This is a genomic window from Mucilaginibacter sp. SG538B, from assembly GCF_013376065.1.
In the GTDB taxonomy this organism is placed as follows: Bacteria; Bacteroidota; Bacteroidia; order Sphingobacteriales; family Sphingobacteriaceae; genus Mucilaginibacter; species Mucilaginibacter rubeus.
In genome coordinates this window covers 775317-788002 of record NZ_JABMJI010000002.1, presented here as the reverse complement: position 1 = coordinate 788002, position 12686 = coordinate 775317, and the positions used below count along the sequence as shown (strand labels likewise).

Annotated in this window: 13 protein-coding genes; 8 read left to right on the top strand and 5 right to left on the bottom strand. The window is 41.7% G+C overall.

Translation table 11 applies throughout. The annotated features are described in order from the left end of the window. Positions 1 to 50: 50 nt before the first annotated feature. From pfkA to FHW88_RS12800, 4 genes are all read right to left on the bottom strand, one after another. Entirely contained in the window at positions 51 to 1028 is a 978-nt protein-coding gene (gene pfkA, locus FHW88_RS12815; protein ID WP_090532241.1) for a 6-phosphofructokinase, read from the bottom strand. Between the two features lie 145 nt (positions 1029 to 1173). Then, the gene (locus FHW88_RS12810) at positions 1174 to 2931 is read right to left on the bottom strand and encodes a protein-disulfide reductase DsbD family protein (protein WP_176625853.1); all 1758 of its coding nucleotides are present in this window, start codon (positions 2929 to 2931) and stop codon (positions 1174 to 1176) included. 23 nt (positions 2932 to 2954) lie between these two features. Further along, complete coding sequence (locus tag FHW88_RS12805) at positions 2955 to 3407, bottom strand: protein-disulfide reductase DsbD domain-containing protein (RefSeq protein ID WP_176625852.1); 453 nt, start codon at positions 3405 to 3407, stop codon at positions 2955 to 2957. Positions 3408 to 3422: 15 nt separating this feature from the next. Next, a complete protein-coding gene (locus FHW88_RS12800) occupies positions 3423 to 4196 on the bottom strand; it encodes a biotin--[acetyl-CoA-carboxylase] ligase (RefSeq protein ID WP_176625850.1) in 774 nt (257 codons plus the stop codon). 47 nt (positions 4197 to 4243) lie between these two features. Between FHW88_RS12800 and rsfS the strand changes: the two genes are divergently transcribed. The 3 genes from rsfS to FHW88_RS12785 all read left to right on the top strand — a co-directional run bounded on the left by rsfS (position 4244) and on the right by FHW88_RS12785 (position 7515). After that, on the top strand, positions 4244 to 4618 hold the full coding sequence (gene rsfS / locus FHW88_RS12795; protein ID WP_176625848.1) for a ribosome silencing factor: 375 nt from the start codon (positions 4244 to 4246) through the stop codon (positions 4616 to 4618). A 90-nt stretch (positions 4619 to 4708) separates the two neighbouring features. Continuing rightward, positions 4709 to 6820, top strand: coding sequence for an ATP-dependent zinc metalloprotease FtsH (gene ftsH, locus FHW88_RS12790; RefSeq protein ID WP_176625846.1), 2112 nt, complete (start codon positions 4709 to 4711; stop codon positions 6818 to 6820). A gap of 56 nt (positions 6821 to 6876) precedes the next feature. Further along, positions 6877 to 7515 (top strand): lactate utilization protein C, encoded by a 639-nt coding sequence (locus tag FHW88_RS12785; RefSeq protein WP_176625844.1) that lies wholly within the window; start codon positions 6877 to 6879, stop codon positions 7513 to 7515. A gap of 118 nt (positions 7516 to 7633) precedes the next feature. Here FHW88_RS12785 and FHW88_RS12780 read toward each other — a convergent pair whose 3' ends face one another. After that, the gene (locus FHW88_RS12780; protein ID WP_176625842.1) at positions 7634 to 8719 is read right to left on the bottom strand and encodes a metallophosphoesterase; all 1086 of its coding nucleotides are present in this window, start codon (positions 8717 to 8719) and stop codon (positions 7634 to 7636) included. A gap of 150 nt (positions 8720 to 8869) precedes the next feature. Between FHW88_RS12780 and FHW88_RS12775 the strand changes: the two genes are divergently transcribed. The 5 genes from FHW88_RS12775 (at position 8870) to FHW88_RS12755 (ending at position 12680) form a co-directional block, all read left to right on the top strand. Next, the gene (locus FHW88_RS12775; RefSeq protein WP_176625840.1) at positions 8870 to 9241 is read left to right on the top strand and encodes a hypothetical protein; all 372 of its coding nucleotides are present in this window, start codon (positions 8870 to 8872) and stop codon (positions 9239 to 9241) included. A 667-nt stretch (positions 9242 to 9908) separates the two neighbouring features. After that, positions 9909 to 10739, top strand: coding sequence for a sensor histidine kinase (locus tag FHW88_RS12770; protein ID WP_176625839.1), 831 nt, complete (start codon positions 9909 to 9911; stop codon positions 10737 to 10739). Continuing rightward, positions 10705 to 11346 (top strand): response regulator transcription factor, encoded by a 642-nt coding sequence (locus FHW88_RS12765; RefSeq protein WP_176625837.1) that lies wholly within the window; start codon positions 10705 to 10707, stop codon positions 11344 to 11346. The genes FHW88_RS12770 and FHW88_RS12765 overlap by 35 nt, the downstream gene beginning before the upstream one ends. A gap of 29 nt (positions 11347 to 11375) precedes the next feature. After that, positions 11376 to 12446: a PA0069 family radical SAM protein gene (locus FHW88_RS12760; RefSeq protein ID WP_176625835.1), complete on the top strand. Its 1071-nt coding sequence runs from the start codon at positions 11376 to 11378 to the stop codon at positions 12444 to 12446. A gap of 48 nt (positions 12447 to 12494) precedes the next feature. Beyond that, positions 12495 to 12680: a hypothetical protein gene (locus FHW88_RS12755; RefSeq protein ID WP_176625833.1), complete on the top strand. Its 186-nt coding sequence runs from the start codon at positions 12495 to 12497 to the stop codon at positions 12678 to 12680. Positions 12681 to 12686 lie beyond the last annotated feature (6 nt).

Here is a 12686-nt window from a genome sequence, read left to right as displayed (position 1 = left end):
CCCCGGCTTGATTAAGGCGGGGCTGTTTTTATTTATCGTTTTAGCTTAAATTACATAGAAAGCATTTCAACCAGTTTAATCATGTTTGGATCGATGCCCTGGTGGTGTTTAATAGCATGCTCAAATGGGGTATAAGCAATTTCACCATTGATAAGGCCTATCATTTCGTTGCGGTGCCCATCTCTTAAAGCTTCAACTGCGGCAGCGCCGACACGGCTTGCCAATACCCTGTCCATACAGCTTGGCGCACCGCCGCGTTGTATGTGACCTAAAATAGAGATCCGGGTATCATAATTAGGGAACTTTTCCTGCACTAACCTGCCCACTTCAAACGCGCCCCCCGCATCTTCACCCTCGGCAACAATTACTATACGCGATGTTTTATCTTTACGGCCAAATTCAAGGCGGTTTAACAAACCTTCGAGCCCGGTCTTGCTTTCGGGGATCAGGATAGCCTCGGCACCGGTAGCAATACCGGTACGTAAAGCGATAAGGCCCGAGTCGCGGCCCATTACTTCAACAATAAATAAACGGTCGTGTGATTCTGCAGTATCCCTGATCTTGTCAACAGCGTCAACAACAGTGTTAATGGCGGTATCGTAACCAATGGTAAAATCGGTGCCTACAAGGTCATTGTCAATTGTACCTGGTAGGCCAACCACCGGAATATCATATTCGCTGCCAAAAACTTTAGCGCCGGTAAAAGTACCATCGCCGCCAATGGCTACCAATGCGTCAACTTTATTTTTTACCAGGTGCTCATATGCTGCCTTACGACCTTCGGGGGTTCTGAACTCATCACACCTTGCAGTTTTAAGAATTGTACCACCACGCTGGATAATGTTTGAAACGGATTTACGGTTCATGGTAAAAAAATCACCTTTGCCCATGCCGTCGTAACCACGGCGGATCCCCGTGACTTCAATTCCGTAATACATGGCGGCACGTACCACCGCCCTTATGGCAGCATTCATTCCGGGGGCATCACCACCTGAAGTAAAAACGCCGATATTTTTGATCTGAGTCATTTTTTTGTTTTGTTATGAACAGGCTAACCTATTCATAACTAATTAGGGTTGTAAATATTGTTCATTATTCAAACGCTGCGCCTAACCAATAAAACGCGGAATTTGAATTTTGCGCGAATTTACACTTATTTTTTTAACCCGATCCCTATTTTTTGTAAGCAGCTATGCCACTATCCAAAAATTTAAGATAGCTGGCTATGTCATAATTTGCAGGTGATGTAGGGATCTCGGCACCCGACGCATCTTTAAGCAAGTTACCATCACTATTAAGCATAACATATAATGGCTGCGAATTGGAGTTGAAGCGCTGTGCCTCCAGGTTGCTCCATTTACCGCCAAGCGTTGTGATCTTTTTACCGCTGTAATCTGATACAAACTGTTCGGCAACAGGTAATTCGGCTTTATCGTCAACAACCAGCTGCAGCAATATAAAATCATTTTTCAAGCGGCTAAACACCTGCGGATCTGACCATACGTTAGCTTCCATTTTACGGCAGTTAACACAGTTAAAGCCAGTAAAGTCAATGAGTATCGGTTTATGCAGGGCCTTTGATACCTGTAAAGCTTGATCATAATCATACCATGCATCCAACCCTTTGGTTTTGATGCGGGTATAGTTGGCGGCATACTTGCGTTCGCCAATGCTCGCGGGTATGGCCGCTGATGGACTTGCTGTTGATGAACCAGAACCATCAGGAATAGCTGACAGGTTAAAATCCTGGGTAGCCTCCGGAGGTAAAAACGCACTAATAGATTTTAAAGGCGCACCCCACAAGCCCGGGATCATATAAATAACAAACGCAAATACGATTATAGCCAGGAACGTGCGCGGAATAGTAAGGAATTTTACATCGCTATCATGCGAAAACTTGATCTTGCCAATCAGGTAAAGCCCGATCAGTAAGCCAATGGCTATCCACAACGATAAAAATATTTCCCGGTCAAACCAGTTCCAGTGATAAGCCAAATCAACGTTTGATAAAAACTTCAAAGCAAATGCCAGTTCAAGGAAACCCAATACAACTTTAACGCTATTAAGCCATCCGCCCGATTTAGGCAGGGTTTTCAGTGCCGAAGGGAATAAAGCGAATATGGTAAAGGGCAGTGCTAAAGCCAGAGAAAAGCCGAACATGCCCATTGCCGGGCCAAGGCGATCACCTTTTGAGGCTGCATCAACCAGCAATGTTCCTATAATAGGGCCTGTACAGGAAAACGAAACAACAACCAATGTTGAAGCCATAAAGAAGATGCCTGCAAGGCCACCTTTATCCGAATTTGCATCCAGCTTATTGGCCAGCGAACTTGGTAATGTGATTTCAAACGCGCCCAAAAAGGAAATACCAAAAACAATGAGCAGCAGAAAGAAGAATATATTAAATATGCCATTCGTGGCCAGTTCATTAAGCGCGTCCGAGCCAAAAATGATGGAGATCAGCAAGCCCAATGTAACATAAATTACAATGATTGATACCCCATAAATGAGCGATTGCATAACAGCTTTGCTCTTGCTGCCGCTTTTTTTGGTGAAAAAGCTTACGGTTAAGGGCAGTAAAGGATAAATACATGGCAAAATTACCGCGGTGAAACCGCCAAGTAACCCCTCAATAAAGATTTGCCAAAGTGATTTTGGCTTTTCTGCTGTTTTTGAAGCAGCAGCAGGCGCTTTTGATGCCTTTGCCGCTTCTGCCTTTTTTACCGAATCGGCTTGCTTTTTCCTGATAGCTAAGCTATCGGCAGCAGTGAGAATATCCGTAAATGTAACATCGGCAGCTGACACAGAAGTGTCAGCTGCTTTTTTTTGCACAGCATAAGCCGGGTTTGCTCCGGCTATGTTAAAGATGATAATAGAGACGAATGTGATAAGCCCGGCGCGCAGGTAAGCACCTTTATTTAATAATTTCATGACTACTGTTAAGGTGTGCTGAATTATTTACCTAAAGGGATAGTGAAATCAACATCTTCCGGTGGCAGGCATTTCATATCGTTACAGGTCATGTAGGTTAGTTTGCCAGTAACTGCTGTTGCTTTGGGCGATTTTAAACTGATTTTTTGGCTAAAAACAACTTCCTTTTCAAAATAGCTTACATTCATGCTGAATGATTTTTCGTATTTGGTTACCGGCGTAGGCTCGGTAGTTTTGCCAACGGCAGCATATAATTTTGATGGGGTAAAATCAAATGAAGTTTTTATTGGGCCGCCGTCTTTTACGGTTTGTGAGTAAATGTGCCAGCCGCTTTGTATCGTTGCTTTTAAAAATACTACAGCTTCTTTGTCATTTATCTTTTTTGCCGCGTATGACCACCTCACCGGCGATTCGATCTGAGCGTAAGCGCCAACGCTGATGATAAGCGCGGTTACCAATACCAATAGTTTCTTCATTTGTGCTTTACTTTATTATTTATTTAAAAATTTCAATTCTTTAAGGTTAAACTCTAATTGCTGTCCGTTAGTATCTTCAATAACCAGCAAGCCATTTGGCAGTACATTTTTTACAATGCCATTGAACTGCTCGCTGTTTGACTCAAAACTTTTAACCTCGTTTAACCAGTATAGTCGGCTTAAGTAAGTATTCCTTACAAAATCAATTTGTCCGGCCTTCAGTTTCAGGTAGTATACTTCAAGCTTTTTGCAAATTTCCGATAATAACAGTGTTAAATCATAATCCTTTTGTAAGATTTGTTTTACAGAGGTGGCATTTGAGGCGCCGGGCGGAAAATTTTCCTGGTTTATGTTCAATCCTATGCCAATAACCGAGTCTTTGAGCTGCCCGCCCTGTATAGTATTTTCGATGAGCATGCCACCCAGTTTCCTGTCGGCATAGTAAATGTCATTAGGCCATTTTATTTTTAGCTCATCACCTAATAATAGATGCAGGGCATCATACACCCCTAAACTTACCGCGCGGTTCAAATCAAACTGGGCATCAACAGGTAAAAAATGGGGTTTTAATAAAAGGCTGAACGTAAGGTTTTTTCCGGGTTCGCTATGCCAGGTATTTTGTTGCTGGCCCCGGCCGGCGTATTGCTCTTCTGCCATAATGACCGTACCTTCGGGTACTGGCTTGGAATTTGACAGTAGATTTTTAAGAAAACTATTTGTTGAGTCAACTTGTTTAATTGTTACTAAATTTTGACCAACAAATAATCCTGAAAATATGTTATTTTGCAAAGTGTAATAATTTTATACTCAAAAACGTTCAAAACTAATTCTTTTTGATGGTAAAAAACAAAGTGTTAAGTGAATCTGCCTATATTTCAGAGTTGGCAATACATGGTATCCAGGAAAAAAAAGGCAATGATATTATTAGGTTAGACCTTCGTAATATATTCAGTTCGGTATCAGATTATTTCGTGATCTGTCATGCTGATTCGTCGACACAGGTAAAAGCTATAGCAAATAGCATTGAGGATGAAATTTTCAAAGCCACCCAAGCCGAGCCCTGGCGCAAAGAGGGAATTGAGCATGGCGAGTGGATATTGCTTGATTATGTGGATGTTGTGATCCATGTGTTCAGGACCGATAAACGTGAGTTTTATGGAGTGGAAGATTTGTGGGGCGATGCAGATATTAAATATTATAAAAGTGCATAAACATCCGTCACAAAAAGGCTCAACGCATAGTCTTACTGTTACCGCGTAAAATTTAAATTATAGATTGTAAGTTTGAGCTCGTAAAAAGAAATGAAAGATATTAAAGATTCTAAATCAGAAAATCCAAGACCTATCCGTAAAATTGTGAACAAGAAGCCCTCGCCAAAACCGCCCAAGTTCAATATCATGTGGCTATATGGTATTGTTATTTTGGCCTTTTTACTGATTCCGGCCTTGTTAAACGGCGGATCGGGCAAACCGGTTACTTTCCAGGAATTTGAGGCAAACATGCTTCGTACAAATGATGTTCAAAAAATTGTAGCTTATAAAAGCGGCGATCTGGTAATGGCAGATGTTTACATCAAACAACAAAGCTTGTCAAAGCCATATTTTGCCAGTAACGTATCTAAAGACAAAAACTTTTTTAATACCAGTACCAATAGCGGTCCACAGTTTACTTTTACAGATGCTTCTTATGAAAGCCTGAAAAAGTCTATTGCCGATGCTCAAAAAGATGTACCTGATGACCAAAAAGTATCTTTACAATTTGAACAGGGACATGAAAGCCTGTTATCAAACTGGCTGGTACAGGGCGTTATCATGGTGATATTATTTGCCGGTGTATGGATCTTTATCATGCGCCGCATGAGCGGTGGTTCGGGCGGTGGTCCGGGCGGCCAAATCTTTAACATCGGTAAGTCAAAAGCTACCCTGTTTGATAAAGAAGCCCAGGTAACCGTTACATTTAACGATGTTGCCGGTTTGGAAGAAGCCAAGCAAGAGGTAATGGAAATTGTCGATTTCCTTAAAAACCCTAAGAAGTATACTAACCTGGGTGGTAAAATTCCTAAAGGCGCGCTGTTGGTAGGCTCGCCGGGTACCGGTAAAACCTTATTGGCCAAAGCTGTTGCAGGCGAAGCTCAGGTGCCTTTCTTCTCCCTTTCAGGATCAGACTTTGTGGAGATGTTTGTAGGTGTGGGTGCATCACGCGTACGTGATCTGTTCCGCCAGGCTAAAGATAAAGCGCCGTGTATCATCTTTATCGATGAGATCGACGCTATTGGCCGTGCCCGTGGTAAAAACAATATAGTAGGTGGTAATGATGAGCGCGAAAACACCCTGAACCAGTTATTGGTTGAGATGGATGGTTTCGGTACCGACTCAGGTATCATCATCTTGGCTGCTACCAACCGCCCTGATGTACTGGATTCAGCTTTATTGCGTCCGGGACGTTTCGACAGGCAGGTATCTATCGATAAACCGGATTTGATTGGTCGTGAGCAAATTTTCAAAGTTCACCTGAAACCTATCAAACTATCTGATGGTGTAGATGCCAAAAAATTATCGGCACAAACCCCGGGTTTCGCGGGCGCTGAAATTGCTAACGTTTGTAACGAAGCTGCGCTGATTGCTGCCCGTAAAAACAAAGAGGCGGTTGATATGACCGATTTCCAGGATGCTATCGACCGTGTTATTGGTGGTTTAGAGAAGAAAAACAAAATCATCTCTCCTGAAGAGAAACGCATTGTTGCTTACCACGAAGCTGGTCACGCTATTGCAGGCTGGTTCCTTGAACATGCCGATCCTTTGGTTAAGGTATCAATTGTGCCTCGTGGCGTCGCTGCGTTAGGTTATGCCCAATATCTGCCAAAAGAGCAGTTTTTGTACACTACCGAGCAATTGCTTGACGAAATGAGTGTATCTATGGGCGGTCGTGTTGCCGAGGACATCGTTTTCGGTAAAATTTCTACCGGTGCACTGAGCGATTTGGAGCGTATCACAAAACTTGCTTATGCCATGACCAAAATTTATGGTATGAACGATAGTGTTGGTAATGTATCATTCTATGATCCGCAGGGCGAGTACCAGTTTAACAAACCATACTCAGATACTACTGCCGAAATGATTGACGCTGAAGTACGAAAGCTGGTTGATGTGGTTTATCAAAAAACCAAAGACTTGCTGAATGCTAAACGTGATGGCCTTGAAAAGATAGCTCAGAAACTATTGGAAAAAGAAGTTCTTTTCCAAAGTGATCTGGAAGAAATTTTGGGTAAGCGTCCGTTTGACGAGCGCACAACTTATGATAAGTTTGTAAACGGTGAAGCCGCGTTAAATCCGGATGTGGATAACAATGCTATTCCAGACTCGCTGACTAATCCTGAACTTTCAAGAATAGAAAGCGAAGATCCGAAACTTTAATTTTTAAATTATAACACAAAGCCACCGGCAAAGCTGGTGGCTTTGCTTTTTTAGTTATGAGGGATATCACTACATCAAAAGAAAAACTGCTTAAAAAAATCAGGAAAGCGCTTTTGGAGAAAAGGGATAACCCATACCCTCAGCTGGAAGACCAGCCCCTTTATCCTGCAACTGATGAAATGCCCGAGGTGGTCTTCGCCGAACAGTTTACCAACGTATCAGGCCAGTTTGTTTTTTGTGAGGATGAGCTGCAATTTATTGAAAACCTGCTTACCCTTGCCGAAGAACGTAAATGGCACAAAATTTACTGCTGGGAACCTAAGTTGCAGGAGATCCTGAACCAGTTTGAATATCCGCACTACGAAACTGATAAAGATTTTGAACAAGCCGAAGTAGGTTTTACCCTGTGCGAGGCTTTGATTGCCCGTAATGGCAGTATTTTGCTGTCTAACGGTAACATGGCTGGCAGAAGGTTAAGCATCTATCCATCGGTGCATATTGTACTGGCTTACACTTCGCAAATGGTTATGGACTTGAAAGATGGTTTTAAACTCATCAAAACCAAATATGGCAACCAGCTGCCATCTATGATCAGCACGGTAACCGGCCCAAGCCGTACGGCTGACATTGAAAAAACACTGGTATTAGGCGCCCACGGCCCTAAAGAGCTTTTTGTTTTTATGCTGGAAGGGTGACCGTTGATTTTTTGATTACGATGATTTCGTTGATTTTTTCTTTTTAGGATTACACCGATTGATTTTTTGATTTCTCCGATTGAGGTTAGCCTGTTGTCTTTCGCCTTTTACCTCGGTCTTAAAATAGCTCTTCCAGCCTGCACTCCTCCAGTATTATCCTTTCACTTTGGTTTTGTGCGTTATATTCCCATTTTACGAGGCGGATTTGGCCATCGGCAATTTCAATGCCTGTTATATCGCCATCATCGTAACAACAGCAGCCGCTATTGAAATAGCTTGGGTCGCATGCGCTAAAATCGGGAGCCACATCACCCTTCACTTGCCGATTAACGATCTGTTTATTTAGTTCATCGGCCAGGTTATCGTCTCCGGCTTTCCTTGCTTTCGCGATATCGTTATACAGTTTTTCGAGATGGGTTAATGACCTGAATACCGGTTGATGTGTGTGCCCGGTTATTAGCAGCGTGTTTTTTTGCCTCTGGCTCCATTCATACATAATGCGGTTATGATCTGTTTTGAGCAAGTCGTTATTTGCCGGGGTATTAATATTAACCTTCAGATATGCCTGGAAAGGTGCCCATACATTGGATACAAACCATTTACTGAACCAGTTGCCATCGCTTTGCAAATCGCCCTGGTGGCCATGCGTCATGAATATATTTAGTGGTTTACCATTAACTGTTGTTTGTAGTACAGCTCCTTCATAGATCTTAATTACTTCATCATAAATTTGCTTTAATCCAACTGCCGCTAAAGGGTCATTGTCCCAAAACAGATCATGATTGCCAAATATTTTCATGAATTCTTTACGTTGTATGAACCGTTTTTCGCTTTCAAATGTGGCTTTGTTGTGCTTTTTTATGGTGATGAATAAGTTTTCCCAAAGCTCCTCGCTGTCGCCAAGATTGATGTAGAAAAATTGTTGGCTGTAGTAATAATCAAGTGCTGTAAGGTAGTTCTTCTCGGCAAGGGCGAAGATATCCATATCGTCACGCGCCCCCTTGTGTTGATCAGAAAAGATAATGAATTTACCTTTTTCTGCATCAAAGGGTATTAAAAGGCCTTTTTTACCCGACCCGGTTAGCAGGTTTTTGTATAACCGGTTCAATGATCCGTTAACCCGCTTCTTATCCGGTCGTGACGAGAGCCTGTCGGCCAACCGGGCAACTGGCTTAGTTAACAGTTTTTGTAAAAACTTGCGCATGACTTTTTAACGTATGATATAGTGTATTGTGTTGTAAGTTGACAGTTACTTTTACCGTGTTTAAACGGGATATAATACAGTGAAATAACGGATAGGTTGTTTTATTATAATTAGTTAGATTAGGCCTGATTTAAAGACACCCTAAATTATATGGAACCTATTGACTTAAAAACAGCCAGGGAAATGGTAGCCCGCTATAAGCAAACCCGAAAAGCGGTTATTGACAAACATCATGAGGTTAATGATACCGAATCTACATGGCTCCCGATAGACAAACTGAAGGAGTTTATTAATAATCTGCCGCCGGAAGCTACTGGAGTGAGGATACATTTTGGAGTGCATGATGCGGATCATAAAAATGCACCGCATCAAACATCGGTTGCCATAGTTGGTACAGTGGCAGGGAAAGGTGTGGATCAGCATATAGATGCTATACAGAGTGATGATGTGGCAAGCCTGGCGGTAAGTGGGTTAGCTGCTTTAAAATCAAGCAAGGATTGCCCGCCGACATGTCAATCCTGATAAATTTGTAAGCTGCATGAATGCTATTATATATTATTTTAGCGTTCATGCTTGATTCCCTTTATTATGTGATGTTTGTAGTGGCTTTTATATGTTGTATATTCACATATAAGTCGCTTGACAAAAATTTTAAATGGTTTTTGCCTTTCTTAGCTTTTGGGGTATTTTATAATTATCCGGCTATTTTTCAACTGCTTATTATTAACCATACCAACGCTTGGTGTAATAACTTCAATGATATACTGGAGTTTATTTGTTATACAATGTTCATCATGTCATTTGATGATCGGACAAAACGAAAAAAGTTTGTATATATAGCTGCGGGTGTTATTGTTGGGTTAACACTTATTGATATATTTTTCATTCAGGGTTTCTGGCATAGAGCAACTATCGCGATAGTTATACAGAATATATTTGGCCTTTGGCTTGTTTGTGATTATTACTATAGATTATTGAATGATGATAATGACGAATACATAGAATTAATATCACACCCCCCGTTTTTGGCGATAACGGGGATTTTTTTCTATTATTTGGCAATGACATTTTATTACTCTTGTTTCAGCTTCATGGTGTATAAAAACAATTATCATTTTTATCTGATAGCAATAACATTGTTAGATCTTAACTCATTAATGCTATACGGTCTATTTTCATTTTCCTTTATATGCTTTTTCAGGAAGAACAATTTATCCTCATAATAATAGCGGGTACTGCTTTATTGCTTCTGTTAGGGGTGTTCATGGTTAGCTTTATGCTCATGTACCAAAAAAAGCAGAACAAAAACCTGCTTGAGCGCGAAAACCTAAAGGCCTCATTTAAGCAGGAAATGCTTAAAACGCAGATAGAGATTCAGGAGCAAACGCTTAACGATATAAGCCGTGAGATCCATGATAACATTACACAGGTTTTATCATTTGTAAAATTGAACCTGGGCCTGCTTAACAATAGCCTTGATGACGAAAAAAAAGCCCGTGTAAATGAGAACCGCGAACTGGTTTCGCAAACCATTAATGATTTGAGGCACCTTTCAAAAAGCATGAGCTTTGAGCATATCAGCTCACAGGGGCTTATAAAAACCCTCGAAACCGAAACCGAACGTTTAACCCGCAGCGGCATCATCAATGTTATTTTTGATGTTGAAGGTGATGTATATAGTTTAGGAGAGCAGCGCGAACTGGTGATATTTCGGATCTTCCAGGAAGCGGTAAATAATACTTTGAAATACGCTAAGGCAGCTAACCTTAAAATCGGTTTGTATTATACTGCACAAATGTTTAATTTGCTCATCGAAGATGATGGTGCTGGTTTCAATGCTGAAAAGGTTGATAATAAGGGCGGTTCGGGATTGCGGAACATTGAAAACAGGGCAGCTTTAGTAGGCGCGGACGTAATTATTGCCAGCTCGCCTGGTAAGGGTTGCCAGATAAAATTGTCGTTCAATCCCCTGGTACAACAAATTTATGCTAAAGGAACCCATTCAAATAGCCTTAGTTGATGATCATAAACTCTTCAGGAGCGGTATGGCTGCTCTTGTCACCAATTTTAAAAGATACAACATACTATTTGAGGCCGCAAACGGGCAGGAACTGATAAATACCATAAACAACGGCACTGTTCCGGATATTGTATTGCTGGATATCAGCATGCCGGTTATGGATGGGGTTGAAGCTGCACAGGTGCTGCGGGCCAAACATCCCGGTGTCAGGATTATTATTTTATCCATGTTCGAAGATGCCGAAAAGGTGCTGATCATGGTAAAAATGGGTGTTAAAGGCTACCTGCTTAAAGATTCGGAGCCGCATGAAGTTGAAGACGCCCTTTTGAAAGTTGCGCAGGGAGAGCTTTATTACCCCGAGTTTGTAACCCGTCACCTGATCACCAATTTTAACAGCAAATTAGAGAATATCAAACTTAACCCGCGCGAGATAGAGTTTCTGCGCCTTACCGGTACCGAGCTTACTTATAAGGAAATTGCTGAAGCTATGAATATCAGTGTACGTACGGTTGATAGTTACCGCGACCAGCTTTTTGAAAAGCTCCAGATCAAAAGCCGCGTGGGGCTGGTTTTATACAGCATAAAAAATAAACTGATTGAATTGTGATTTGCTAATAAATTTAGCAAATTTGTTCAATGTCACATGAGGAAAATCCGGATTTTTTTAAGGGACGCGGCGCACAGGTAAATACGCACAATAAGTTTCTGAAAAACAAGTATGTACTTGATCATATCGAAGGCATTGACGAGCCTTTGCTTGAAAATTCAAACACGCAGCTTTTTGAAGAAACGCCCAAAAAAATAGTAAGCGAATCCAACAGTCCCGATCTGAGCCATATGTACTCCATAAACCCCTACCAGGGTTGCGAGCATGGTTGTATTTACTGTTATGCCCGCAATAGCCATGAATATTACGGTTTTAGCGCCGGGCTCGATTTTGAACGGAAGATCATCATTAAACCCAATGCGCCCGAGCTGCTTGAACAATATTTCAACAAAAAAAATTACAGACCGGTTTGCATTATGCTCTCAGGCAATACCGATTGCTATCAGCCTGTGGAACGCAAGCTTAAAATAACTCAGGCCCTGCTGGAAGTTTTCTGGAAGTATAAAAATCCGGTAAGCATTATCACTAAAAATAATGTGATACTGCGCGATATCGACCTGCTTGCTGATATGGCTAAGTTAAACCTGGTGCACGTAAACGTATCTATTACCTCGCTTAACGAGCAGTTGCGCCAAAAACTGGAACCGCGTACAGTAACTGCAACAGGCAGGCTGGCGGTGGTGCAGAAGCTATCAGAAAGAGGCATCCCGGTGCGTGTAATGGCCGCTCCTATTATTCCCGGATTGAATAGTAATGAAGTCCCCAACATCATCAAAGCCGCTGCCGATAGGGGCGCTTTAGCCGCCGGTTTTACCATGGTGAGGCTCAACGGCAGCATCGCCGAAATCTTTAGCGACTGGATCTATAAGGCTTTTCCAGATCGCGCCGAAAAGGTATTGAATATGATCCGCTCGACACATGACGGCAAGTTGAATGATAGCGATTACGGTCGCCGGATGAGTGGCGAGGGCAAGGTAGCCGAATCCATTCACCAGATGTTTAAAATGGCTTGCAAACGCTTTATGAGCGATAGGCAGATGCCAGAATATGACTATAGCTTATTTGTGCCGAGAAAAGGGAAACAGACGAGTATGTTTTGAAGAGGATATTTATGTAAAAAACATTAAATTTGTTATGAAAGGATTGATATGGTATTGGTATTAAAAAAGGGAGCATCCAAAAAGGATATAGAGGCTATTGAAAAGGCGCTTTATAAGGAAGCCCCATCTATGGGTTTCGACGCAAAAAAATACAATGGAAAAGTACCATTAAAAGAAGATCCATTGACCATTCAAACTAAATTAAGAGATGAGTGGGAAAGAGATATTAGTTGATATGAA